At 43.7% G+C, this 26,556-nt stretch carries 23 protein-coding genes and 1 pseudogene; 19 read left to right on the plus strand and 5 right to left on the minus strand.

Annotated elements, in window-relative coordinates:
* Nucleotides 1-206: 206 nt before the first annotated feature.
* The 3 genes from ACN6NF_RS04340 (at nt 207) to corA (ending at nt 3,870) form a co-directional block, all read left to right on the plus strand.
* Nucleotides 207-1,655 (plus strand): amino acid ABC transporter substrate-binding protein/permease, encoded by a 1,449-nt coding sequence (locus ACN6NF_RS04340; protein WP_474315487.1) that lies wholly within the window; start codon nt 207-209, stop codon nt 1,653-1,655.
* The gene (locus ACN6NF_RS04345; RefSeq protein WP_013369518.1) at nt 1,648-2,376 is read left to right on the plus strand and encodes an amino acid ABC transporter ATP-binding protein; all 729 of its coding nucleotides are present in this window, start codon (nt 1,648-1,650) and stop codon (nt 2,374-2,376) included. The genes ACN6NF_RS04340 and ACN6NF_RS04345 overlap by 8 nt, the downstream gene beginning before the upstream one ends.
* A gap of 534 nt (nt 2,377-2,910) precedes the next feature.
* Nucleotides 2,911-3,870, plus strand: coding sequence for a magnesium/cobalt transporter CorA (gene corA / locus ACN6NF_RS04350; RefSeq protein WP_474315489.1), 960 nt, complete (start codon nt 2,911-2,913; stop codon nt 3,868-3,870).
* A 6-nt stretch (nt 3,871-3,876) separates the two neighbouring features.
* Here corA and ACN6NF_RS04355 read toward each other — a convergent pair whose 3' ends face one another.
* Nucleotides 3,877-4,392 carry a tyrosine protein kinase gene (locus tag ACN6NF_RS04355; RefSeq protein WP_474315491.1) on the minus strand — a complete coding sequence of 172 codons (516 nt, stop codon included), beginning with the start codon at nt 4,390-4,392 and terminating at the stop codon, nt 3,877-3,879.
* Nucleotides 4,393-4,621: 229 nt separating this feature from the next.
* Between ACN6NF_RS04355 and ACN6NF_RS04360 the strand changes: the two genes are divergently transcribed.
* The 9 genes and pseudogenes from ACN6NF_RS04360 to ACN6NF_RS04400 all read left to right on the plus strand — a co-directional run bounded on the left by ACN6NF_RS04360 (nt 4,622) and on the right by ACN6NF_RS04400 (nt 13,242).
* Nucleotides 4,622-4,912 carry a YerC/YecD family TrpR-related protein gene (locus ACN6NF_RS04360; protein ID WP_007428885.1) on the plus strand — a complete coding sequence of 97 codons (291 nt, stop codon included), beginning with the start codon at nt 4,622-4,624 and terminating at the stop codon, nt 4,910-4,912.
* The gene (locus tag ACN6NF_RS04365; RefSeq protein ID WP_474315493.1) at nt 4,912-5,700 is read left to right on the plus strand and encodes a sirohydrochlorin chelatase; all 789 of its coding nucleotides are present in this window, start codon (nt 4,912-4,914) and stop codon (nt 5,698-5,700) included. Before ACN6NF_RS04360 ends, ACN6NF_RS04365 begins: the two co-directional genes overlap by 1 nt.
* A gap of 177 nt (nt 5,701-5,877) precedes the next feature.
* Entirely contained in the window at nt 5,878-6,759 is an 882-nt protein-coding gene (locus tag ACN6NF_RS04370) for a diacylglycerol kinase (RefSeq protein ID WP_025677329.1), read from the plus strand.
* A gap of 198 nt (nt 6,760-6,957) precedes the next feature.
* Entirely contained in the window at nt 6,958-8,712 is a 1,755-nt protein-coding gene (rlmD, locus tag ACN6NF_RS04375; protein WP_474315496.1) for a 23S rRNA (uracil(1939)-C(5))-methyltransferase RlmD, read from the plus strand.
* A 19-nt stretch (nt 8,713-8,731) separates the two neighbouring features.
* Nucleotides 8,732-8,836: pseudogene (locus ACN6NF_RS04380) on the plus strand (N-6 DNA methylase); the annotation flags it as partial.
* A gap of 384 nt (nt 8,837-9,220) precedes the next feature.
* On the plus strand, nt 9,221-10,210 hold the full coding sequence (locus ACN6NF_RS04385; RefSeq protein WP_474315499.1) for a tRNA dihydrouridine synthase: 990 nt from the start codon (nt 9,221-9,223) through the stop codon (nt 10,208-10,210).
* Between the two features lie 54 nt (nt 10,211-10,264).
* Entirely contained in the window at nt 10,265-10,834 is a 570-nt protein-coding gene (locus ACN6NF_RS04390; RefSeq protein ID WP_474315501.1) for an SF0329 family protein, read from the plus strand.
* A 327-nt stretch (nt 10,835-11,161) separates the two neighbouring features.
* The gene (locus ACN6NF_RS04395) at nt 11,162-11,779 is read left to right on the plus strand and encodes a TetR/AcrR family transcriptional regulator (protein WP_474315504.1); all 618 of its coding nucleotides are present in this window, start codon (nt 11,162-11,164) and stop codon (nt 11,777-11,779) included.
* A 134-nt stretch (nt 11,780-11,913) separates the two neighbouring features.
* On the plus strand, nt 11,914-13,242 hold the full coding sequence (locus ACN6NF_RS04400; RefSeq protein WP_474315506.1) for a metal-dependent hydrolase family protein: 1,329 nt from the start codon (nt 11,914-11,916) through the stop codon (nt 13,240-13,242).
* Here the strand turns inward: ACN6NF_RS04400 and ACN6NF_RS04405 are convergent.
* Nucleotides 13,239-14,180, minus strand: coding sequence for a helix-turn-helix domain-containing protein (locus tag ACN6NF_RS04405; protein WP_474315509.1), 942 nt, complete (start codon nt 14,178-14,180; stop codon nt 13,239-13,241). The genes ACN6NF_RS04400 and ACN6NF_RS04405 overlap by 4 nt on opposite strands.
* A 350-nt stretch (nt 14,181-14,530) precedes the next feature.
* Here ACN6NF_RS04405 and ACN6NF_RS04410 point away from each other — a divergent pair, with 350 nt between their 5' ends.
* From ACN6NF_RS04410 to ACN6NF_RS04420, 3 genes are all read left to right on the plus strand, one after another.
* A complete protein-coding gene (locus ACN6NF_RS04410; RefSeq protein WP_474315511.1) occupies nt 14,531-15,550 on the plus strand; it encodes a glycoside hydrolase family 88/105 protein in 1,020 nt (339 codons plus the stop codon).
* A gap of 12 nt (nt 15,551-15,562) precedes the next feature.
* Nucleotides 15,563-17,737 (plus strand): 1,3-beta-galactosyl-N-acetylhexosamine phosphorylase, encoded by a 2,175-nt coding sequence (gene gnpA, locus ACN6NF_RS04415; protein ID WP_474315513.1) that lies wholly within the window; start codon nt 15,563-15,565, stop codon nt 17,735-17,737.
* A gap of 241 nt (nt 17,738-17,978) precedes the next feature.
* Entirely contained in the window at nt 17,979-18,260 is a 282-nt protein-coding gene (locus ACN6NF_RS04420) for a hypothetical protein (protein ID WP_474315514.1), read from the plus strand.
* Nucleotides 18,261-18,351: 91 nt separating this feature from the next.
* Here ACN6NF_RS04420 and ACN6NF_RS04425 read toward each other — a convergent pair whose 3' ends face one another.
* A complete protein-coding gene (locus tag ACN6NF_RS04425) occupies nt 18,352-19,290 on the minus strand; it encodes a helix-turn-helix transcriptional regulator (RefSeq protein WP_474315516.1) in 939 nt (312 codons plus the stop codon).
* 124 nt (nt 19,291-19,414) lie between these two features.
* On the opposite strand from ACN6NF_RS04425, the gene ACN6NF_RS04430 reads away from it, so the two are divergent.
* Nucleotides 19,415-19,864, plus strand: a complete 450-nt coding sequence (locus ACN6NF_RS04430; RefSeq protein WP_474315519.1) for a VOC family protein — start codon at nt 19,415-19,417, stop codon at nt 19,862-19,864.
* Between the two features lie 102 nt (nt 19,865-19,966).
* A complete protein-coding gene (locus ACN6NF_RS04435; RefSeq protein WP_474315520.1) occupies nt 19,967-21,445 on the plus strand; it encodes a protein adenylyltransferase SelO in 1,479 nt (492 codons plus the stop codon).
* Nucleotides 21,446-21,553: 108 nt separating this feature from the next.
* On the opposite strand, the gene ACN6NF_RS04440 is transcribed toward ACN6NF_RS04435, so the two are convergent.
* Nucleotides 21,554-22,318, minus strand: a complete 765-nt coding sequence (locus tag ACN6NF_RS04440; protein WP_474315523.1) for an SDR family oxidoreductase — start codon at nt 22,316-22,318, stop codon at nt 21,554-21,556.
* Between the two features lie 488 nt (nt 22,319-22,806).
* Here ACN6NF_RS04440 and ACN6NF_RS04445 point away from each other — a divergent pair, with 488 nt between their 5' ends.
* Nucleotides 22,807-24,192: an amino acid permease gene (locus ACN6NF_RS04445; RefSeq protein WP_474315524.1), complete on the plus strand. Its 1,386-nt coding sequence runs from the start codon at nt 22,807-22,809 to the stop codon at nt 24,190-24,192.
* A gap of 565 nt (nt 24,193-24,757) precedes the next feature.
* Here ACN6NF_RS04445 and ACN6NF_RS04450 read toward each other — a convergent pair.
* A complete protein-coding gene (locus tag ACN6NF_RS04450; RefSeq protein ID WP_019686215.1) occupies nt 24,758-25,798 on the minus strand; it encodes an NAD(P)-dependent alcohol dehydrogenase in 1,041 nt (346 codons plus the stop codon).
* Nucleotides 25,799-26,051: 253 nt separating this feature from the next.
* On the opposite strand from ACN6NF_RS04450, the gene ACN6NF_RS04455 reads away from it, so the two are divergent.
* Nucleotides 26,052-26,468: a MerR family transcriptional regulator gene (locus ACN6NF_RS04455; RefSeq protein ID WP_474315526.1), complete on the plus strand. Its 417-nt coding sequence runs from the start codon at nt 26,052-26,054 to the stop codon at nt 26,466-26,468.
* Nucleotides 26,469-26,556 lie beyond the last annotated feature (88 nt).

Consider the following 26,556-nt stretch of genomic DNA (forward strand, 5'->3'; position numbering starts at 1 on the left):
ATAGGATACACAATAAGCTTCCGTCCGCTTTTTGCGGCAGGGGCTTATTGGCATTCTAGGGGCAAAAATACATCTCCAAAGTTCACACATCCAGATAGTTCCATGAGATGTTTTTAAAAAAATACCTGACATCAAAGTAGTCAATTTTTAATAACTCCTGTAGAATAAACAGAAAACTTGAACCGTTCAACTGACTGGAGGATCTTATGCAAAAACCAAGAAAACTAATAGCACTCATGATTTGTTTGTTTTCTGTGGTTGCCCTGGCCGGTAATTTCGGTGTAGTGGCTCACGCAGAAAATAAAACAAAATATGATATCGGCACGGATACAACGTTCGCGCCTTTTGAGTTTGAAGATGTTAATGGTAAATTTGTCGGAATCGACATGGATTTACTGGCAGCTATTGCTAAGGATCAGAATTTTGAGTATACCGTTAAGCCACTTGGCTTTAACGCGGCAGTGCAGGCCCTTGAAACGAATCAAGTGGATGGTGTCATTGCCGGGATGAGTATTACAGATGAACGTAAGCAAAAATTTGATTTTTCTGAGCCCTATTTCGACTCAGGTGTTGTCATGGCGGTCCGCAAGGATAATGATACGATTAAACGCTATGAGGACCTGAAAGGACAGCGTGTCGCTGTCAAAACAGGAACAGAAGGCTACACGTTCGCGGAATCCATTAAGGCGAAATATGGCTTTACTACAGTTCCATTCGACGATTCTTCTCAAATGTATGATGAAGTTAAAACAGGTAATTCGGTTGCCTGCTTTGATGACTTTCCGGTACTGGCATACGGTGTGACTCAGAATAATGGTCTTAAGCTGGTGACCGATAAGGAAAAAGGCGGTTCTTACGGTTTTGCTGTCAACCAAGGCAAAAATGCGGAGCTGCTGGAGAAATTCAATGCTGGGCTCGTGAATCTTCGCAACAGTGGGGAATATGACAAGATTATGTCCAAATATTTGGGCGAATCAGGCAAAGGTGTGGCCCCTGTAGAACGCAGCCGCTGGGAGCTCATTTCCGCTTCGCTGCCTGCGTTGGTTAAAGGGATGGGAAATACGCTGTTGTACACCCTGGTATCCTTGCTCGTAGCCTTTTTGCTGGGACTAGTGTTTGGCTTTATGAAAGTTAGCCATAACAAGGTGTTCCGCGGTATTGCAACTGTTTTCGTTGATGTATTCCGTGGTATTCCACTGATCGTACTTGCATTCTTTATTTACTTTGGTATCCCACAGGCACTCGATTTTAAAATGCCGCTTTTTGTCGCAGCGGTGTTGACGTTATCCCTGAACGCTGGTGCTTATGTGACCGAAATTATCCGCGGGGGTATTCAGTCCATTGATCCGGGACAAATGGAAGCCGCTCGTTCGCTTGGCTTGCCATACCGGACAGCCATGCTGAAGATCATTTTGCCACAAGCCGTGAAAATCATGATCCCGTCGTTTATCAATCAGTTGGTTATTACGTTGAAGGATACGTCCATTCTGTCGGTTATCGGTCTGGTTGAATTGACTCAATCGGGCAAAATCATTATTGCACGGACGTTCCAATCCTTTGATATTTGGCTGGTCGTTGCGGTGATGTATCTTATCGTCATTACAGTCCTGACCAAAATTTCCAACCGTCTTGAAGGGAGAGTTCGCCGTGGGTAAAATTATCGTTAAAAACCTGAAAAAAAGCTATGGCAGTAACCAGGTGCTAAAAGGTATTGACATGCAAGTACGGGAAGGCGAAGTTGTATGTGTCATTGGACCTTCGGGTTCAGGGAAAAGTACGTTTTTGCGTTGTATGAATATGCTGGAGGAAATTACAGCTGGTGAGGTCATCGTCGATGACTACAAATTGGGTGACAAAAACGTGGACATTAACAAGGTCCGTGAAAATATAGGTATGGTGTTTCAGCATTTCAACCTGTTCCCGCATATGACGGTGCTCAAGAACATTATGTTCGCGCCAACTGAGCTGGGCAAACAGACGAAGACAGAGGCCCGCGAGACAGCTATGAAGCTGCTGGATCGTGTAGGTTTGGCCGATAAGGCAGATGCATTGCCAGGACAGCTTTCCGGCGGTCAGAAGCAGCGTGTGGCGATTGCACGTGCGCTGGCAATGAACCCAGACATTATGCTGTTCGACGAGCCAACCTCGGCGCTTGATCCTGAAATGGTGGGCGAAGTGCTCGGCGTAATGAAAGATCTGGCACGCGAAGGCATGACGATGATGATCGTAACGCATGAGATGGGCTTTGCACGGGAAGTAAGCGACCGTGTCGTGTTTATGGACGGTGGTTACATCGTAGAAGAAGGAACACCACAAGAGGTATTTGGTAATCCGAAAAACGAGCGGACCATTAGTTTCTTGGAGAAGGTATTGTAAGTGGGCAGGGTTTACTTTGAGCGCAGATAGAGATGTGTGTGACGCTCCGCGTTCCATTTATCTTCCGATCGCTGTTGTCCCTGAATTTTTTTGGATTATGTAACACATGAAAAGGTTAGAATTCAGGGGCAAAGGCGAGCGCTTCGCTTCTCCGGATTCAAATGGACCACTACGCTACTGCCCGCTGAATCTGCTCCTTTCTTGGCAAAAGCCTGCGCCACTTTTAAATGAGTGGGTATAGGCAGCGGAATTGGCGCAGCGCTTTGCTTGCTGCGCCGAGGGGGATATAGCGAGTAAGTATCATTCGATTTGAATGGTGGAACCGGGCATCCCACAACTGTATAAGAAATCAAAAAAGATTTAAGTGGTAACGAATAAATTATTTTAAGGATATGTTAGGGAGGATTGAACCTGACATATCCTTTTCTTATTTAGTGTATAGAAATATAGAACTTGAGATTTGTATAATGTGGAATGGCTTATATAAAATATAATTAACATATAAGACGGCAGTATAAGCGAGGGGGACGTACGGTGATACGTACATTGGCTATAGGTCATGATCATCAGGTGACAGTGGGACAACCATTGGAGCAGATTGTCATGGAAGATTACATATGGATCTGGGCTGATTTTAACGAACCTACAGATCGAGAGTCGGAGCTGCTGACAAGTTATTTTCATTTTCACCCGCTGGCTGTAGAGGATTGCATGCATGTTCTGCAACGTCCCAAGCTGGATTATTACGAGAATGTACAGTTTCTGGTGTTACATGCGCTTGATGTAGATACATTAGAGGCGGAAGAGGTGGATATGTTTATTAGCAACCGTTTTTTGGTTACATATCATCATTATGAACTAGAGGAGCTGGATCAGGCCTGGGAGCGGATTGTCGAGCATGCGAACGAACGCAAAATATGGTCTCGCGGACCGCTGGCTGCAGCTTATACAGTGATGGACAAGCTGGTAGATAACTATTTTCCTAGCCTTTTCATCATTGAGGATGAATTAGCCGAGCTTGAAGGTTTGGGCGCACACGAATCGGTAGAGGAATTAATGAAGCAGGTATTTGACCTGCGTGGCAGGTTGCTCAAGCTGCGCCGTACGATCGTACCGATGCGTGATCTGATGTACCGAGTTTTGAATTCACAGCATGTGCAGGGTCAAGGGGATCATATGGCTTATTTTACGGATATCTATGATCATTTATTGAAGCTGACGGACATGCTGGAGGCCGACCGCGAGATGACAGCCGACCTGAGAGACAGTTACATATCGCTTAATTCCAATCGCATGAATTCAATTATGAAGACGCTGACCGTAATTACGACCATTTTTATGCCCTTGACGCTGATTGCAGGAATCTATGGTATGAATTTTTCGAATATGCCCGAGTTGGGCTGGAAATATGGATATTTTGGCGTACTGTTCTTTATGTTCTTATTGAGTGTTGCGATGGTGGTGTGGTTTATGCGCCGAGGTTGGTTTAAATAAAATAGCCTACTTTCTTGTGCGTTTGCGCGGACGTCTGCGTGGGGTAGTGGTACTTTTGCGCTGTGTCTTTCTCCGGCGTCGGCGTGGTGGTGTATATTCATCCAGTTCCTCAGTAATTGGTGTTGTCGTTTTTTTGCTTGCGTTTTTGTTGAATGCTGGGAGCGAGCCCATAATCAGTTTTGCCATCGGAGCAAATTGCTGCACGCTAGACATGATCTTTTGTACCTTGCCGACCGTAGCAACAATCCCGTCAATACCGCCCATACGGTCAATAATACCTTTAATATCGTTGAGATTACCAAGATTGCCAAGACCGCCAAGCAGCCCTCCTTTGGCTGGGACGGGGTCTGGCGTGACCACGGCGGCATCTGTTATACTCGCTGGTGCCTCATAAGGCACCACGGCGGAGGAATCGACTTGCGGAACTTCGCTGTAGGGATCGAGTCCAGGATAAGGAGTTGAACTATACGGATCGGAAATAGAACGCGTTTGCGCCCTCCGATGATAGTAATGTCCAGGCATGAGATCACATTCCTTTGCAGATTGATACTCTACTGTATGTTACAAACGCACAGTGGGTTTAGGCGCGTGTCCTGAAATGAGGTATAAAAGCGGATTTGGGCATTCGTACAGGATGTTTCTGTAGTCATGTAATGTTGTTCTGTAATGCGTGAAACCGTTAATGCTTGAAAAACTAACTATTTGTCGAGTACAATGAGGAGAGATTGTAACCTTTGGGAGATGATAATCTATGCAGCTTAAAAAGCTTAATGATAAAAGTATTGATCAATTGTTCGAAGCTATTTTAACTCTTAAAAATTTGGAAGAGTGCTATGTATTTTTTGATGATCTGTGCACAATTAATGAAATTCAATCCCTCTCCCAACGTCTGGAGGTTGCCCGTATGCTTGGCAAAGGCAGCACATATAATCAGATTGAAGCTGAGACAGGCGCCAGTACAGCCACCATTTCACGTGTGAAACGTTGTCTGAACTATGGGAATGACGGGTATAAAATGACTCTGGAACGTCTGGGCCGCTAATGCAGAGCCCTGGGATACTAGTCATCAGCCATGGCTCTAGAGAGCCATATTGGGTGGAACAGGTGGATCAGGCAGTTGCAAAGCTTCAATTGCTGGAAGCAATGCCGATAGAGGTTTCGTTTTTGGAAACGGTTAAAGGAAGATTGATTCAAAATGGGATTGACCGTCTGGAAGCCTTGGGAGTAACGGATTTACTGGTTATTCCTTTGTTTGTGTCGTCAGGCAGTACGCATGTAGATGAAATTAGCTATGCGCTGGGAGTCAAAGCTGCGCCAGACAAAGAAACGGATTTGGAACCCTTTCGATTGAAGGCACGTGTGCATTTTGGTAGTCCATTGGATGATGGCGAAGATGTTGCCCGCATGGTGTGGGACAAGGTTCGCCCGTTGTCGGTCGATCCTGCGCGAGAGGTCATTTTACTCGTAGGACACGGGAGCGCGCACAACGGCTTTCTTCAGCGCTGGGAGCAAGGGATTTCCTCGTTGGCCCGTACGGTGCAAAACGTGAGTGGTATCATCACGGATCACGCTTTGCTAAATCCTGAGGGTGTGCATGACAAGGCTGCGTATTGGAATCAGGTGCGGGGTCATGATGTTATTGTGGCACCGCTGTTTTTGAGTTCGGGGTATTTTACAAGTCATATGATTCCTAAACGCTTACAGGGACTCGATTACCGCTATTCAGGAGATCCTTTATTGCCGCATCCTTTGCTTACAAGCTGGATGGACAGACAAATTCGTGAACTGCTGCAGGGTATGCAGAAACAAGCAAGGACTGACAATAGATAAGATGGTCTGAATTGGGTGATAGTGTTTCTAACCTGAAATTCCCTTATTTGGATAGTGAATGGCTTCTTTTATTGTAAAAGAGGTCTTTTTCCAGTATGATGATATTTTGTACAGACTGAATGTGATGAACTACGATGTGAATATAAATATCATTAAATATACGGGTGGCGTAACGGAATGAAAAGAGCTAGATTAATCTATAACCCGACCTCTGGGCGTGAGGAAATGAAGCGTCGCCTTGCGGATGTCTTGCAGCGCCTAGATGAAGGTGGTATTGAGGCCTCTTGCCATGCAACTACAGGAGAAGGGGACGCAACGCGTGCCGCAACAGAGGCCGTTGAGCGTGGCTATGATATGATTATTGCCGCTGGTGGCGATGGTACATTGTATGAGGTCATTAACGGGATGGCTGAAAGGGAAAACCGTCCGCCTCTGGGTGTGTTTCCTCTAGGAACGACGAATGATTTTGCCAGAGCACTCGGCATTCCCAGGCATTGGGAGGATTATTGTGACCTCGTTATTCGTCAAAATCCGAAGCCGCTGGATATTGGAAAAGCCAATGACCGCTATTTTATCAACATCGCAGGCGGCGGAACTTTAACCGAGCTTACGTATGAAGTTCCAAGCAAGCTCAAAACGATGATTGGCCAATTGGCCTACTATTTCAAAGGTATGGAGAAAATGGTCAGCCTTGCTCCACAGGAGCTGATCATCAAGGCATCGGGTCAGGAAGTGATCCACGATGAATTTATGCTTTTCCTGATCGCGAATACAAATTCGGTGGGCGGGTTTGAAAAGCTTGCTCCCGGGGCGACAATAGATGATGGACTGCTAGATGTCATCGCTGTGCGGAAATGCAATCTGGCGGAGATGATCCGTTTGGTTACACTTGCGCTGCGCGGGGAGCACTTGCAGGACAAGAAAATCGTTTATTTCAGAACAGATTACATGGAAGTGACCTCACCTGGCTATGTCCAGCTTAACCTGGATGGCGAGTTAGGAGGCACTCTGCCAGCGACCTTCCGGAATCTTCCGCATCATTTGAATGTTTTTCGGTAAGGAAATGAACGAGAATGGATTGGTTTCCAGTTGGTTGAGCAGTGCGATATACGGAACGCAGAGTAGATAGTTGTTTTTTGAAGGGAACATATCAGCCCTTGCCGTTCTCCGTGGGGAGTAACGGCATTTTCGAGTTGTTTGAATGATATGGCTGAATAAAGATAAGCATGAAAAGAAGAACAGAAAGAAGTGACCATCATGACGAATAACCGTAGCGGACGTGGAAAAAGCCGCCGGAATACAGCAACAACAACTCCAGTTCAAGGGAATCAGCACAAAAAGACCATGCAGGTGAAAAAAGAGAGAGAACTGGAGCAGTCACGAGTTGGAGCTGGGAATAGAATGCTTCGGGCTGGAACCGAAAAGAAAAATGGAAATATGGATAATTCGGATCGAAAAATGCGGGGGGATGAACGGAAATCTCGTCATTTTTCCAAAGGTGAACGGAGTAACGATAGACGTAATCAGGAAGCTTCCAATCGTAGCAGGTCTAATGCAGAGCGTAGCGATCTGCCTGTGCAAAAGAATGATGAGGCCGTGATAGACATCATCGGCATGAACCATGATGGCGAGGGTGTAGGGCGTGTCGAGGGTTTTACGCTGTTCGTTCCGGGCGCGTTACCGGGTGAAAAAGTACGGGTCAAGGTGCTGAAAACGAAAAAACAGTATGGCTATGCCAAACTGCTGGATATTGTGCAGGCTAGCCCTGACCGGATTGCAGCTCCGTGCGCCATCTATGATCAATGTGGCGGTTGTCAGATCCAGCACATGAGCTATGAAGCGCAGCTAGGCTGGAAGCGACAGCATGTGGTGGATGTGCTGGAACGTATCGGAAAGCTGAGTGTAGCTACGGAGTCCAGTGAGCATACTGAGGTTTTGGCTGACTCTGCGGATGGAAATGAAGACAGCATGTCACGTGTACAAGGCGTAGTCGTGCATCCTACGCTCGGTATGAGTGAGCCTTGGCGGTATCGGAACAAAGCCCAGGTGCCGATTGGTGTCACCGAGGGCGGGCTTGTCGGTGGCTTCTACGCACGTGGCAGCCATCGAATTGTGGATATGAACACCTGTCTCATTCAGGATGAGCGTAATGACGAAGTTGTCGCACGTGTGAAAGAGATTGGCCGGATGCTGGGCATCAGTGCATATAATGAGGAAACTGGACGCGGGCTGTTGCGCCATGTCGTGGTGAAGACCGCTTTTCGCACAGGTGAAATGATGCTGGTGCTCGTCACGAATGGACGAGATATTCCGCACGCAGATGCGTGGATTGGCAGTATTCGTGAGCACATCCCACACGTGGCAAGCATATGCCAGAACGTGAACACGAAGCGAACGAACGTTATTTTTGGCGACGAGACTCGTGTACTGTGGGGACGTGACGTGATCTACGACTACATTGGAAACGTCCAGTTTGCGATTTCCGCACGATCCTTTTATCAGGTGAATCCTGTACAAACGGAAGTGCTGTATAACAAAACCGTCGAATATGCCGGTCTCACGGGCAAAGAAACGGTAATTGATGCATATTGCGGCATCGGCACGATCTCCTTGTTCCTCGCTCAGCATGCGGACCAGGTGTACGGGGTGGAGATCGTCAAAGAAGCCATTGACGATGCACGAAGTAATGCGCTATTGAACGAAATGCGTAATGTAAAGTTTGAGGTAGGCGCGTCCGAAGATGTGATTCCTGCATGGAAAGAGCAAGGCATCACCGCTGACGTTATCGTCGTCGATCCGCCCCGTAAGGGCTGTGATCCACGCCTGCTCGACACCATTCTGGAGATGAAGCCAGAACGCGTGGTGTATGTATCCTGTAACCCAAGCACACTGGCGCGGGATTTAAGGATATTGGAGGATGGCGGGTATAAAACAGTGGAAGTACAGCCTGTGGATATGTTCCCGCATACAGTGCATGTGGAGAGTGTTGCGCTGTTGGTCAGAAAAGACTAATTGTTGAGGTGTATTGGCGTTTGAAAAAGGTAAAAATCAAAACAAACTTACTGATAAAAACATCAATAAGATTATCGAAACGTACCGAAATCGTGTAGATGTTGATAAATATGCTCATGTGGCATTAGCTGAAAATTTTGGGTATTCATGTGTAGAAATTGACGAAAAGGGTCGAGGATATTATTCCTCGGCTCTTTTTTTAAGCCGTTCGCTTGGGAACGGCGCAGGCTGGGGGAAGTTATGCCGTGCAGTATTTCTATGAACTGCGGCGCAGTACGTTATAGAAGAGGCAAGGAGGGGCGGGCTCTTCCTTTTATTACGAGTCTTTTGGGGAGTATGCTCCTCTATTGAGTATGATATACTCATTTAGATGCTATGCTTAACATATACTGCCGTTTGAAATACGTTGGTTAAACATGTTATATGAGAGAAGCAAGGATATGAGCAGGTGAGCTTTACCATTTTGGGACCAAAGATTTGTCCTGGTATTTATAGAGGAGTTTTTGATATGACGAATAATTTTTGGCGTGATTTGCCACGACCTTTTTTTATACTGGCACCGATGGAAGATGTGACGGATGTTGTGTTTCGCCATGTCGTAAGTGAAGCAGCTAGACCGGATGTGTTTTTTACGGAGTTTGCGAATACAGAGAGTTATTGTCACCCGGAGGGGAACAAAAGTGTACGCGGGCGTTTGACTTTTACAGAGGATGAACAGCCCATGGTGGCCCATATCTGGGGAGATAAGCCGGAATATTTCCGTGAAATGAGCATTGGTATGGCGAAAGAAGGCTTCAAAGGCATCGATATTAATATGGGTTGTCCTGTAGCGAATGTAGCCGAGAATGGGAAGGGAAGCGGCCTGATCTGCCGTCCCGAAATCGCAGCGGATATCATTCAGGCCGCCAAAGTCGGGGGACTGCCCGTCAGTGTAAAAACAAGGCTCGGTTTCACTGCCGTAGACGAATGGCGCGACTGGTTGACCCATATTTTGAAACAAGACATTGTGAATTTGTCCATTCATCTGCGGACAAGAGAGGAAATGAGCAAAGTAGACGCTCACTGGGAACTGATTCCGGAGATTAAGAAACTTCGTGATGAGGTGGCACCAGATACACTGCTGACCATTAACGGAGATATTCCGGACCGTCAGACTGGCTTGAAGCTCGCTGAGCAATATGGAGTGGATGGCATTATGATTGGGCGTGGTATTTTCCAGAATCCATTTGCGTTTGAGAAGGAGCCGAAGGATCACAGCAGTGAGGAATTGCTTGAACTGCTGCGGCTTCATCTAGATCTTCATGATCATTATTCAGCGCAGGAGCCACGTTCGTTCAGCCCTCTCGCCCGCTTCTTCAAAATATATGTCCGTGGATTCCGAGGGGCAAGTGAACTCAGAAACAGCTTAATGAACGCCAAATCAACAAGTGAAGTGCGTACATTGCTTGATGAGTTTGGAAGCAAGGATCATGATGAGGTAGAGGAACGAGGAAATTAAATTGCCAAGTTAGGGACGGGCTGTTAGTAGGCATTGAGAACATAGGAGGAATACATGTCCTGGAGTAAATTGAAGCAACAACTGGAGAGTTTCCTTTCTCCTGCGTTATATGGAAGGTTCGAATACCGAGCAACCAGTTACCGTTATTTACCTGATAAGTCTGGAATTTGTTATATAACTGTAGATAAGAAGAACATACTCAATATGAATGAAATCACTAGTCCAATCAAATGGTATCAGACGGAGTTGGAAATCAAGAATGACCCCAATATCCAAGTTCCTATCAGCAATGAAGAAATTGAAGCGGTCAGAAAAGATACTAATGGGAACGTTCCGGAGGATCGTCTACAAGTAATTGCAAGAGGTAGAAAAATATCAGAGCATGCAAAGGAGCTTTTGTCAGCACAGGCCTCATTAAGCAAGTCAAATTTTAATGTTGTAGCTAATCAGTTTTTAACTACTTCTATAGAGGACAGCTTAGAGAGTAATGATATCTTATTGAATATTCTAGCTTTAGTGGACAGACGAGTAGGAAAAAAGCGAATTTTAAACATGTCTGAGAAGATGAAGTTAAAGCATCCGATTGTGCAGTATTTTTATGAACTACGGCGTAGTACGTTATGAAAATAAATAACTTTCAATGGTCGGGGCACATCGTGTCGGGGTTGTTCTCACTGAAGATAAGAATATAGGATTTGAAAGAAATTTGGGGAAAGGTTGAGTGGAGAACGGGGCAAACCGGCTTCTACCATGACTTTTTCCTGTTTTTTATCTCGGCTGTACTCTAGAATTCCCTGCTTGGTCGCATAAGTTTATCTATACAGGTGCGGCCATACAACGGAATTATTACCTATCGTAAATGTCAAAGTTTCTGTTGTCTTGCTCGGGTTTGACAAACCAAAACCATCGAACTACACTAAAAATGAATGGTTTATTCATTATTGATTGAAGGTGTTCATCATACAGGCCAAAAAAGATGAAGTGAAAAAGGAAATTGAATCAGCTGCTTTAAAGGTATTTTTTCGAAAAGGGTTTGTAGATGCCAAAATGAGCGATATTGCGGATGAGATCCAAATTTCTGTTGGAAATATTTATACTTATTTTAAAAATAAAAAGGAGTTATTTTATACGGTTGTTCCGTCGTCTTTAGTGGATTATTTGAAGAATGTGTTAGTGGAAAGCATTCATATCGATAACCAGACTTTTTTTGGAGAAGCCCATAACGAAAAAAAATCGGTCATTGTCCAGGAGCAAATCAACCTATTAACTCAATATAGCATGCAGATCGTCATTATTTTCGAAAAAAATAAAGGGACGATTTACAGCGATGCAAAAAAAGAACTAATCGACCTGATGATCGAAACCAAGAAGCCCTATTTGAAAAATACTTATAAAAGATATGAAATCGGAACTGATGAAAATATGATTTTGCTTAGTATCATTGCCAATAATGTCATCAATATGATTTTGGATTTATTGAAGAGGGATATGAGCGCCGATAGCCGGAAACGGATTTTTGAGGCACTTAACCTGTACAGGCTCCATGGACTAAAAAGCTCGAATGAATAATGTCGACACGTAGGAGAATATTTGCGGGACGGTCTATCATTTTTTGGCATTAAGGCTGTCCCTATATTTTTCATTTCAAAAATGAATAGATAATTCATTATTAAACAGCTTGAGCGCAGCAGGAGGGAGACACGATGAAGACAGGTTATGCACTTAAGAACTGCAATGTGATTTATGGAGACGCGAAAAAAGACGTTGAAAAAATGATGACGATTTTAATTCACGAAGACGGGCTGATTCAGGAGATCGGGAGATCAAGTGATTTGGCTATCCCTAGCCATTATCAAACGATTGATTTATCAGGGAAATATGTGATGCCTGGTCTCATCAACGCGCATGTCCATCTTTTTGCAGATGGAAAGCCATTTACGCTGTCTGCAAGCGAAGGGCTGCTGAATTTTGCATTCCATCATATTTTGGATACGAGACTGGGCCGAAATGTGTTAAAAAAACGGGTGAAGAAAAATGCTCTAACGGCACTGCATTCCGGTGTAACCACGATGCGCAGCGTCGGTGAATTTTTTTACACTGATGCACAGCTCCGAGATGAGATTAATGCAAACCAGTTTGTGGGTCCCAACCTTTTGGTGTCCGGGTATTTCCTGAGTGTAACAGGCGGTCATGGGGCGCCTTATTTAGCTTTGACCGGCGATTCCTCATGGGAAGCGAGAAAAAATGTAAGAATTAATGTGAAAAACAGAGTAGACCTAATCAAAATATGCGTGACTGGCGGGGTTACCGATGCCACCATGATCGGCGAAGCAGGCCGCTTGCAAATGACGGAGGAAGAGGTTGCTGCCGTCTGCGAGGAAGCCCATAAAATAGGTATGCGTGTAGCAGCCCATGTGGAAAGTACCGAAGGCGTAAGAATCGCGCTAAAAGGCGGGGTGAATACCATTGAACATGGTGCGGAGATGGATGAGGAGATCATAAGTCTGTATCAAAACAATCCTAGGGCATTAAAGGGCTATACCGCCTTGATTCCTACTTTACAGGCTGGGTATCCCGTTGCGAAATTGGACACAAGCCTAACGAAGGTGAATGAAACGGTTAAGGAAAATTCGCGACTTGTGTACGACTCCATGCTGAAGGGGCTGCGTCAGGCTGTAGAACATGAGATCAAAATTGGAATTGGAACGGATGCCGCAATGTCTTACGTCACTCACTATGATATGTGGCGGGAACTAGACCACTATATGAGACAAACGAAACTGAATGCGGGTCAGGTCATCGAACGGGTAACAAAGTCTAATGCGGAAATCCTAGGCATTGATCACCTTACAGGGAGCATTGATATCGGAAAACAGGCAGATTTAATCGTGTTGGAGCACAACCCTTTGGACAATATAAAAGCTTTGTCGAATGTAGCTATGGTTATGGTGAGAGGAAATCTTATACAAACACCATCGGTAACCCGAATTCAGGAAGTGGACGAGCTGCTTGATTCAGTTTGGCAAAATTAAACCCATCCCGTAAACTCCAGTATAGACGCCTTCGCCGATTGTGCTTCGGATTGCGCCCCTTTACGCCATTCTTTAGGCGGCTCTCCCATGAGCTTGGAGAAGCATCGGTTGAAGCTGGAAATGGAGCGATAACCGACTTGCTCGGAGATTGAAAGAATGGAGTCTTCTGTGCTTTTTAACTGCTTGCAGGCTTCTTCGATTCGGGTGCTGTTTAGGAAATCGAGAGGCGATGTCCCCATAATCTCGTGAAATTTTCTGCGGAAATGAGTTGTGCTCAAATGGCATAGGTCAGCCAAAAAATCTATGGTAACAGGTATCATATAATTTTTAGTGATGTACTCCAAAGCCGGAGAAATGGCAAAATTGCTTTTCCGGTTATGTACTGTTTCTGCATCTTTCAATGATTCATTCCTGGAGTGAATTCTGAGAAGTTCTATATAAAGGGATAGCAATAAGCCATAGGCGCTTTCCTGATAGTAAGGATTCTGTTGTTGTAATTCCTCTACGATCGAAGTCGCAAGTGTATACACCTTGGGATGCTGCTCCTTGTTTATTATGCAGTTTATTCCCTTTACGACCCACAAATTGGGCTCAAAGTTGCTGTAAGCGCTTTTAAAAGAATGTTGGAAAAGGTCCTCTGGCGAAAAAAAGATATAAGACCAAAGGCTGGCTGTATTTGGCGAGCTATACGTGGTATGAGGAAGATACCTGGGAATGAAAGTTACATCCCCGGCTTTGAAGGGGACAGTTTCTCCTTTGATCTCCATGAAACCGCCATCCGAATAGCAAATACCAATCTCCAAATGGTTATGAAAATGGAGATGCTCACTTTTAATATCTGAAATCTTCCAACGTTCACCGCTTAACAGCAAGACAGGGAAGTTTATAGGCAAGCTGTAATGTCGGTATTCTATAATGGGCTTCTTTTTTCTGGGCATATTCGATACTCCCATAACTTGGATTTGAGTAGATTATAGGTGAACGCTATGTCAAGTTTAGCCAGCAGATATACATCAGGATTTTGGAAAATTCGATTCCAATCGCTCCAAGGTGCAATATATAGACGAACTAGATCATGTCGATCTATATATTGTTTATGGGAAGTCGCTTATTGGACTTTTGCAAAATCCTCACATAAATGATTGAAATTGCGTAGTTTTGTTGTGGATATGCTTAGATTGAGACTATTTTACTGCGTACAATGAAATAAGTAAAGCGTTTCCAAAATAGTGACGAACAGCTCTCAAGCGCCTTTGGGGGCGTGTGCGCTAATGAGAGGGGAATAACGATGCTTCAATTAATTTATGACAAGGAAGAGATATTAAGAGTTATCGATAAAGTCGTCAGAAAAACGATGGCGATGGATTTAACATGGGATTGGCCTTGCGGTGTGGCTTATTATGGTGTTTCCAGGGCCTATACCCAAACAGGGAATAAAGAATATCTAAATATGCTTGTCCAGTGGGCAGATGAATACATCGAGCTGGGTTTGCCGCACTGGACGGTTAACACATGTGCCATGGGCCATATGCTGATCACGTTGTATGAAGAAACAGGAGACCAGAAATATTGGGATATTGTGATGAGCAAGGTGGATTACATCCAAAACAATGCCCTCAGGTTCGGAGACCATGTTCTGCAGCATACGGTATCCGTTGCTAATGATTTTCCAGAACAGGCATGGGCGGACACATTGTTTATGGCGGCATTTTTTCTACTTCGTGTAGGAACCAAATTAAAGGACGAGAAAATGATCCAGGATGCTTTAAATCAATATTACTGGCATATCAAATACCTGCAAGACCCTAGCAGTGGTCTCTGGTACCATGGCTACAACAATGTCAAACAGGATCACATGTCCGGATTTTTCTGGGGAAGAGCGAATGCTTGGGGAGCATATACCATGTCGCAAGTCAAAATTCATTTGAAAGACTGGTATTTGTATCCGCCGTGTATGGACGTGGAGTGTTCCCTTCGGGATCAACTGGCGGCACTGAAGGGCGTGCAAACAGAGAATGGTCTGTGGCGGACAGTGCTGGATGACGAGGAGTCCTATGAAGAAGTATCTGCATCTTGCGGTATCGCGGCGGCCATGATCAATAACGGCAATCCGCTGCATACCAAATACGTGCAAAAGGCATTAGAGGGCATCTTGAACCATATTAGCGAAGACGGACGGGTACTAGGTGTATCGGGCGGCACAGCGGTTATGAAAGATCGGGAAGGATATCGTAATATTCCAAAAGACTGGATTCAGGGCTGGGGACAAGGCTTGGCGTTGGCTTTTCTATCCGATATGTTGAATTAGGAGGGATCGAAGTTGTCTAAACAAACAACGGGGGCCTTTACGCTACCAGGAGAATCTGGTTATGAGGCGCTGACCCTGAAATTAGCTAAACGATGGGGTGCTGATGTTATCCGTGACAGTGACGGCACGCAATTGTCCGATGAGATTATAAACGCTGGATATGACATTTATTCTACAATCTGTATCATCAGAGATCATAACGAGTGGGCGTCCCGCAATCTGGATAAGCTGCAGCAGTGTTTTTTAATTACGAATCCGAAGGTAGCTGTACAGGATTATGTATCCATCTATCTGATGGAGGATTTTTTTGCAGAACATTTCAAAGTGAATGATTCCAAAGAGGCGCTTAACTACTGGCAGGTTTTTGACAGAACGACCGGGGGAGAAGTTCCAAGAGAACAGTGGAATTATGAAAGGGAATCCGGCATTGTGGTCATTACCGGAATTGCTCCTTGGCATAAATACACGGTAAGCTTCATGGTCTACCGGATCTGGGAAGAGATTTCCATGTACAATCACACCACGAATCATTGGGACAAAGAGCATTTGATGCAGATTGATCCTATCTATACAGAAACGCAACAGTATCTGCTGGATTGGATGGAAGATTGGTGTCTTCATCATAAGGAAACCACGGTTGTCCGGTTTACCTCCTTATTTTATAACTTTGCCTGGATTTGGGGCAGCAATGAGCGCAATCGCCATCTGTTCTCTGATTGGGGGTCATACGATTTTACGGTAAGTTCAAGAGCGCTTGATCTGTTTGCCAAGAAATATGGGTACTCGATGACTGCCGAGGATTTTGTGAATGGTGGGAAATACCGCGTCACACATATCCCGGCTGAGCAGCGCAAGCTGGACTGGATGGCATTTATCAATGACTTTGTAATCGAGTTTGGCAAGAAATTAATTGATATTGTGCATAAGCACGGCAAGTTGGCCTACGTGTTTTATGATGACAGTTGGGTTGGCATGGAGCCTTATAATGACCGTTTTCAAGAGTTTGGATTTGACGGGTTGATTAAATGTGTGTTCTCAGGTTACGAGGCGAGGCTGTGTTCAGGTGTAAAAGTGAATACGCATGAAATTCGGCTGCATCCATACTTATTTCCGGTTGGTTTGGGCGGGCTTCCTACCTTTATGGAAGGGGGAAACCCCACGCTGGATGCCAAAAAGTATTGGATTAATATCCGGCGCGCCCTGTTGAGGGAACCGATTGACCGGATTGGACTGGGCGGATATTTGCATCTTGTCGAGCCTTACCCGGATTTTTGCGATTACATCGAAAAGATTGCCAATGAATTCAGAGAAATCAAAGAACTGCATCATGAAGGCAAACCCTATCACATGAAGACGAAGGTAGCTATTCTGCATAGCTGGGGAAAATTGAGATCGTGGACCTTGTCTGGTCATTTCCACGAAACATATATGCATGATTTGATTCATATTAATGAGGCTTTATCCGGATTGCCGGTTGACGTGCAGTTCATTGATTTTGAAGATATCCGTCAGGGCATACTACAGGATTGTGATGTAGTGATCAATGCCGGCTCTGCCGGTTCAGCATGGAGTGGTGGAAAGCACTGGGATGACAACAAATGTGTAGACTTACTGACCCAATGGGTTTATGAGGGGGGGACCTTTATTGGCATCAATCAGCCTTCAGCGGTAGAAGGTCACGACAGCTTTTTCAGAATGGCACATGTCCTCGGTCTGGATGAGGATACAGGCTCCAGAGTAGCTCATGGAAGATGGACATATGAGGTTAGGGATGAGCATGGTTTGGTGCCTGAAGGGGCAAGTATAACGCCAAAGAACAGCATTTATCTCACCGATGGGTCAGCTGCGATAGCAGCTGAAACGAATGGAATGATAACACTATCGACTCATGCCTTCGGTAAAGGAAAGGGAATTTACCTTCCTTCATTCGAATTCAGCTGGGAAAACACAAGACTGCTGCTGAATATAATCCGCTTTGCGGGCAATGAGTTAAAGGAAACGAAGTATATTACGGATAACTTATATACAGAGTGTGCTTATTATCCAGAAAGTGAGATGTTGGTTGTTATTAACAATAGCGATCAACTGCAAAGAACGACGATTGAAACGGACTATGGCAAACAAACCATGGAGTTAGAGCCATATGACACCATGATCACCCATATCGGCTTAACAAAATCGGTATAGGACATAAGAAGTAGCGGTATCAAGCCCTCCTTTATTGTAAGGAAGGGCTTTTTGTTTCAGCACCTCCAGAAAATCCAGCCAATTTACCGGGGATTTTGTCCATTCAAAAGCATTTAGTCCTTCATTAACTATAAGTATAACAATGAAGGAGATGATTTCTTTGCGAAAGGCAACTTTAGTGAAAATTAGAAAAGCGGAAGCAAAATTGGGGAAAAAACTGAAAAAAAGAAGCCATGTGGTTATGAATGTTAGAAAAGCCATTCGTGTAACTCAACTTGGAGATGGATTCGCACGTTTCACTTTCGCTCCGGTCACTCTTTCTCCCAATAGCTTTAGAAGCACTACGATTAACGGTAATGACTACAACCTGATTAGCGGCTCATGGACTTTCTCTGGAAATGAACAAGGATTTCTTCTCAATAATTATTCCGCGGCCGAAGACAGATGGGTATTTACTGCATGGAATCCGACGGGATTCACAAGAACGGTATCCTATGCTGTTATCGCCAAACGGAAGCCATAATTTCAATGTTATCGTTGGCAGGGAAAAGGAGCTTGAGGCTTCTTTTTCTTGCTAAAATGTAGAGAATCTTTGGAACAAACCTTCGATGGTCTTATAATTTTTGATAGTGGTTTAGGAGGTGCTCAACTCTTTCTTTAATAATCAGTTTTAAAGACTCAGGCTTCACTGAGCGTACATTATGACTATACCTCATAAAGTAATTAGCGATAAACTCTTCTTCTCCAGGATTGTAGAATCCTTTTATGACTGTTTTATGACCCTGTTCTATTTTCATAGAGGGATAATGTTCTTTATAAAAGATATCCTTGGCTTGTTCTACAATTTCTACTTCAAAATCAATGCTCTTCTCAGATTGATACATTTCTAATGAACGAGTAAGAAGTTCATCTATAGAAAAGTGAGAATTAATTTCCTCTTCTTCTATTGAGGTGATTCGATCACATCTGAAAACCCTATATTTGTTCGTATTTAACTCTATTCCAGTAGCGTACCATTGGCCAAACTTAGCGGAAATCTTGAAAAATTGAACATGGTAACTTTTGTTCTGGTTATTTTTTGAATATTGAATCTTACAGTACGTCTCATTAAGAATACCGGTTAGAATTTTGTCCAAATAGAGACTAACATGATTATGTTGATATATTTCAAATTGTAGAACCTTTTTCATTTTATGAATCTGGTTTATTTGTATTTTAGAAAGACAGTGTTCAAACTTTTCATTGAGTTTATTAACACTTAAATGAAATGGTGTAGATTGATAAGCTTCTAATGTCAACATTGCAAAGTACAGAGCATATACTTCATCCAGCGTAAAAATAATAGGAGATAACAATCTATTTTTTAAGATACCATATCGTCCATGTCTGCCATGTTCCGAATAAATAGGCATACCTAATTGTTCTAATGAACTAATATCACGTAAGGCTGTACTTTTTGAAATGTGGTATTTATCCATGAGATCATTTAAATTAAAGTACTCACGACTATTTAAGTATCTGATCATGTCATTTAATCTTTCGGGTTTCTTCATACATAAATCTCCTTATAAAAGGTGTCATGTTTTGATACCTTTACATATGATAATAGGTTCAAGGGGATATATCAAATCTATAAGATATCTACCTAAAAGCATGATATAAAAGGAGATTGAACCCATGAGTACAACACTGGAAGTAGCTATTTTCTTATCTATGAACGGAAAAGCAAAGGAAGCTATAGCTTTTTACAAAAAACATTTTAACGCAGAGGAACGATTTCTCGTTACTTATCAAGACATGGCCAAACGTGACAGCTCAATACAGCTTACTGATGAAAATAAAGATTATATTTCTCATTCTGTCTTAATGATCGGAAGAACAAAGGTTATGATAGCAGAAGAACCAATGAATCCCAATGAGGAATATACCGTAGGGAATAATACTTCATTATGTATTCAAAGTGCTGACAGAGAAGAAATTGAACATTTTTATCATAGTTTAATAACAGATGATCGAGTGAAAATCATTGTTCCTTTATCTAGTAATGTGTTTAGCCAAGCCTATGGTATTGTAGAAGATCCGTTCGGTATCCAAATACAATTTATGTTTGATCAGCGGTTACAATAAAAAAGTAAAGCACAACAGCATGGTGAAAAGTGGATAATAAATGGATAGAAGTAAAAACTAAAATGGAAAAATCCAAGATACCATAGCAGAAAAGGAGACACTATGACGGAGAAAAAAGAAATAGCAGACAAAATAGGATGGAACTTCGACAACAGTTATTCTCGTCTGCCGGAATCCATGTTTACGAAGCTCAATCCAAATCCTGTTCGCTCACCAAAGCTGATTATTTTAAATCATCCGTTGGCAGTCTCACTGGGGTTGAACGAAACGGCGCTGCAAAAAGAGGATGCCGTTGCGATGTTGGCTGGCAATCAGGTTCCCGAAGGTGCCACGCCTCTTGCTCAAGCTTATGCAGGACATCAATTTGGGCACTTTAACATGCTAGGAGACGGTCGTGCTCTACTGCTTGGCGAGCAGATCACTCCCTTGGGTGAACGGGTTGATATTCAGCTCAAGGGCTCAGGCAGAACGCCGTACTCTCGTCGTGGTGATGGCCGTGCGGCACTTGGGCCGATGCTCCGCGAATACATCATCAGCGAAGCGATGCATGCGCTAGGTATCGCTACCACCCGCAGCTTGACGGTGGTAACCACGGGTGAGGCGATCGTCCGGGAAACAGAGCAGTCCGGTGCCATTCTGACCCGTGTGGCTGCCAGTCATCTTCGCGTTGGCACCTTTCAATATGTCTCGGCATGGGGCACGTCCCAAGATCTGCGGACTCTGGCTGATTACACATTGGAACGACACTATCCGGAAGTTGCCAATGACGAAAACCGTTACCTTTTACTGCTTCAGGAAGTGATTAAGCGTCAGGCGAAGCTGATCGCCCAATGGCAGCTGGTGGGTTTTATTCACGGAGTGATGAACACTGACAATATGACTCTTAGCGGAGAAACCATTGATTATGGTCCTTGCGCCTTTATGGATACCTATAATCCTGAGACGGTGTTTAGCTCCATCGATATACAGGGCCGCTATGCTTATGTCAATCAGCCGCATATCGCTGCATGGAATCTCGCGAGATTTGCGGAGACCCTATTGCCACTGCTGCATGACGACAGAGAGCAGGCTGTCAAAATGGCCGAGGATGCAATTTCAGATTTTGCAAACATGTTTCGCCATCATTGGCTTGCGGGAATGCGAGCGAAGCTAGGGATCTTTAACGAAGAGCAGGAGGATGAATCTCTTATTGAGGAGCTCCTGAATATCATGCAGAAGCATCGCGCGGACTACACCAATACATTCCGTGCCCTAACTTTAAACAAGCTAGAGGATGCGGTTTTGTTCGGCACTGCGGATTTTGCCCAATGGCACGAGCAGTGGCAGGCGAGGCTGGACAGACAGCAGGAATCCAAAGCCTCCGCGCATCAGCTCATGCGCAGCAGCAATCCTGCAATCATCCCGCGCAACCACCGGGTAGAAGAAGCGCTGGAAGCTGCGGTGGAACGAGAGGATTACCGTGTGATGGAGCAGCTTCTTAAAGTTCTTTCGGATCCGTATGCTTATTCTATCGAACAGGAAATTTACTCTACATTGCCTGAGAAATCCAGCTGTCCTTACCGGACTTTTTGTGGTACCTGATCTGTAGTAGTCGTGTTGAACAACTTGAATGACTGCTTATTACATGCGTTGGTGGAAGATTGCCTTTCTCTCACCAACGCAATTTGTTTTATTTTGAACCTGTGTTATTTACAGATGAGATCCGCCACTTGCATCAATCAATTGACCAGTGATCCAACGGCTGTCTGATGAGGCAAGAAAGGCAGCTATATCTGCAACATCCTCAGGCTCGCCCCAGCGTTTAAAGGTTGATAGGCCAGCGGCAAATTTCTGCCCGTCGGGATCTTGTAAGGTTCCGCTATTCATCTCTGTATTGATAATGCCAGGTTGGATGGCGTTGACTGTAATATAACGGTTCCCAAGTTGATGAGCCAAAACGTGTGTAAGTGTGTCGATTGCCCCCTTTGACATGCTATAGGCAAAAACACTAGGCGAGGCCACGCGTGTAACAAATGATGAGAGATTGATAATGCGGCCCCCATCTTTTAGACGCGGCAAAGCTTGCTGGGTAACAAAAAGAGGTGCTTTGACATTCATGTTCATGACTTCGTCAAAAGATTCTTCAGTTGTCTCTTCTAGGGAGACAATTTGACCTATTCCAGCGTTATTAACGAGAATATCAAACTGATTATCGCCTGTACGTTCCCGAAGTGCTTCATCCAATTTTGCATATAAATCATGAATGCCGCTCAGGGCACTGAAGTCAGCACCGATCGTAAATGCAGCCCCTCCAAGTTGCTCAATTTGATGAACCACCTCATCTGCTTCATGGTACCTTTTTCCGTAGTGCACTGCGACAATTGCCCCCTCCTGAGCCAGACGTAATGCAATACCACGACCGATTCCTCGACTTGCACCAGTTACTAAAGCGATTTTATCTTTTAACCTGCTCATGTCTTCATCTCCTTGTTTGGAATTCATGCCTAGTTATATCACAAGGGTATGTTTGAAATGTTGCTCTTTCATTCGGAGCTTATATTTTACACTGTATGGATATAGGCTTTAAATAAGCTTAATATCGTGATATTTATCATTGAAAAAACACGTATCTTCAACGCTCTAATGCATTACATTAAATTGACCAATGTTCAGTAAAATGAATCTCCTTCCTTTCCATTTCATGTCTAAAAATGTCTGCGAATTAGCAGTTGTATTTAAACGTTTTTTGTCATACAATGCATCTAATGCTACGGACTCGGTCTTAGAAACAGTAAGGTTTTAGACGGTAAATAGGACGTGGTTGACTTTGTATATTTATGAATCGTGGAGCTACTGTGTAGTCGTTCGATCAACCACGTCAGTCTGAAAATTAATAATGTTTGGGGGCAGTTTTCCGGATCATTAGCATTTGATGACGAACATATACGAAGGGGAGCGTTCTTTTGGAATCGAAACAACAATTAACGAGAGGGCTGAAGCCACGACACGTTGAGTTGATTGCGCTTGGAGGCACGATTGGCGTTGGCTTGTTTATGGGATCGGCAAGTACGATAAAATGGGCAGGTCCTTCGGTGCTGTTGGCTTATCTCTTAGCTGGGATTATTATGTTTTTTGTCATGCGGATCATGGGGGAAATGCTGATTCTTGAACCGGTGACGGGCTCATTTGCTACCTTTGCTCATAAATACATCAGCCCTTTGGCCGGTTTCTTGACCGCTTGGAGCTATTGGTTCTTATGGGTTACTGTAGGAATGGCGGAGGTCACTGCGATTGGGGTATATGTGGGCTACTGGTTCCCGGATATCCCGCAATGGTTGCCGGCTTTGGCAGGTGTAATTATTATTGCGCTGGCCAATTTAGCGGCTGTGAAATTTTATGGAGAATTTGAGTTCTGGTTTGCGATGATTAAGATTATCGCTATTATCTTCATGCTAGTGGTTGGTACGGGGATGATTTTCTTTGGCCTCGGTAACGGCGGACAACCGATAGGCCTATCCAATCTAGTCAGCCATGGTGGTTTTTTTGCGGGAGGGTTAAAAGGGTTCCTATTTGCACTATGTATTGTAACGGCGGCTTACCAGGGGATTGAGATGGTGGGCATTACAGCGGGTGAAGCAGAAAATCCGAAAATGACCCTGCGAAAAGCTATTAAAAACATCATCTGGCGTATTCTGATTTTTTACGTAGGGGCAATCTTTGTCATTGTTACGATTTATCCTTGGAACCAAATTGGCGAGATTGGCAGTCCGTTTGTTCTGACTTTTGCCAAAGTAGGAATTGTAGCTGCTGCGGGTATTATTAACTTTGTTGTACTTACAGCTGCGATGTCAGGTTGCAACAGTGGTATTTATAGTGCGGGCAGAATGTTATATACCTTGGCTAAGAACGGACAAGCTCCTAAGTTCTTCGGGAAGGTTTCCGCAAGCGGCGTTCCTAGAAATAGTATAATAACGACCATTTCCTTGCTGCTGGTAGGCGTGTTATTTAACTATTTAATGCCTGATTCCAAACTGTTTCTGTACATTTACAGCGCCAGTGTTCTCCCGGGTATGGTACCGTGGTTTGCATTAGCCATCAGTCAATTTAAATTCCGGAAAAAGTGGAAAAACGAAATGGAAGATCATAATTTTAAGTCTCGTTTTTTCCCGATCAGTAATTACATCACCATTATCTTTTTGTTGCTCGTAATCGTTGGAATGTGGTTTAATCCGGATACACGCTTGTCGTTAATTGTCGGGGCAACATTTATGGCGATCGTCGTTGTTGGATATTTTGTCTTTGGTATAGGAAAGCGGCAGAGAATTGAAGAATTAGAAAAAGACGAATAGGCTGCTCAAAATGTACTATTTGCCGAGTGTAATTCAGATTACCTGAGTTGCACTCGGCTTTTTTTATATGGAGAGGAATAGAGCAATGGGAAGGCTGTGAGTGAGGTGAAAAGATGTGTGGTTAACCTGTTCGCACAACAAGTGTAAATATAAATACAAAGAAAGTGAGAAAGGAAACGGAGAAGTTCATTATGGCTATACTCTTACGATGAGCCTTAAATTCTGAGATGCCGGACAATAAAAATACAAGTCCTAGAAAAAATTGTGCGATAGTGTATGCGTGCTTGTAAGTATCGGGATATGCGAGGGATAACAGGGACGAGACCATGGCAACTACAGCAAATATTAGAGTGAGAATTCGATAGATATCCATTTTCTTGAACATAGATAAGTGCACCCTTCCTTTATATACCTATTATTCTAAGGGGTGAATCTTTAGATTTCAAATAAAAGGAAATGGACGTTGACAGCTTTTTGTTTTGCAAAAGGAATGCGAAGATGCCCCAAGCCATGCTTGGGACACCTTCAAACATAATCGCTTTTACAATTTATTGATTTACATAGCTTACATTGTGCTAATGTCAATCACGAATCTGTACTTCACATCAGATGCTAATACTCGTTTGTAGGCTTCGTCAATCTGGTCAGCTGATACCACTTCAATTTTAGGAACAATATTGTGTTTCGCACAGAAATCCAGCATTTCCTGTGTCTCACGGATGCCTCCTATCATTGATCCTGCAAATGAACGGCGATGTCCGATAAGGGACATCACATTGAGTGACATCGGCTCCCCGGGGGCACCGACATTCACCAAAGTTCCGTCAAGAGTGAGTAGTGCAAAATAAGCGTTCAGATCGATGTTGGCACTTACCGTATTAATAATCAAGTCAAAGCGTCCAGCCAGTTTTTCAAATGTTTCTGGTTCGCTTGTGGCATAATAGTGATCCGCGCCAAATTGCAAGCCATCTTCTTTTTTCTTTAATGTTTGTGATAGAACGGTTACCTCAGCACCCATAGCATGTGCGATCTTGATAGCCATATGACCAAGACCTCCCATGCCCACAACTGCCACTTTCTTATCTGGACCAGCTCCCCAGTGGTTTAACGGCGAATAAGTCGTAATACCTGCGCAAAGTAATGGAGCAGCCACGTCAAGCTCAATATTATCTGGAATTCTTACTACAAAATCCTCAGTTACGACAATGTGGGTAGAATACCCGCCTTGTGTAGGCTCGCCGTATTTGTCAACACCGGCGTAGGTAGGGACATTACCTTTAAGGCAGTATTGTTCCTCTCCTTTACGACAGTTCTCACATTCGCCACAGGAATCAACCATACAGCCAACTCCTACCCGGTCACCAACTGTGTACTTTGTAACTTCAGCTCCTACATCCGTAACAATCCCTGCAATTTCATGTCCAGGTACAAGAGGGTAGTTCACGGGTCCCCATTCGCCGTGAGCAGTGTGGATGTCAGAATGGCATATGCCAGCATATTTAATTTCAATCAATACATCATGTGAATCAAGATCCCGTCGTTTAATTTCAGCCGCTCGAAACGGTTTGTCTGGGCCGTCGACAGCTCGTGCTTTAGCAGTAATCATAAATAACCTCCTATTATTTATATTGTTCAAGAGAAAGAAATTGTATTGAATACAAAGTGAAAACTAAGTGAAGTCGGCTGAAGCTTTCTCTTGCAGATCAATGTTAATCCTTATAGTTAACTCTAAGTCAAGCCCTATATTCCTTTTAAAAATTTATGCTAGAGGACTTTGACACTCAACCAATAGCTTGATAGAATCCCTCTATACCTAGAGTTAACTCGAAGTCTATATCATTAAGGATAGGAGATACATGATGAAGACATATTCGATCAGCAAAGTTGCTAAAGAATTGAATCTTACAGCATATGCCTTGCGTTACTACGACAAGGAGGGACTTATGCCTTTTGTAGAACGGACATCTAGCGGAACAAGATTATTTAAACAATCCGATATTGACGCTTTAAAAATAATTGAATGTCTAAAATCCACCGGAATGCCGATCAAAGAAATTAAAAATTTCATTGATTGGTGTTCTGGGGGAGATTCCACACTACAACAAAGATATGACATGTTTATCGAACGAAAAGCGACTGTAGAAGCACAAATGGAGGAACTAAAAAAAACAATGGAGGTTATTGAACATAAATGCTTATATTACAAAACTGCATTGGATGCCGGAACGGAAAATATTCATAAAAACAATAATATAGGGAGTCACATGACTAACTAACAGAAAAGACATAATTTATCCACACTTCCTTCTAATATTTAACTGTTAGTAGAATTATTGAAAAGCTATAATTCTAATGATGATTTGA

This window comes from Paenibacillus sp. TSM33, from assembly GCF_056099025.1.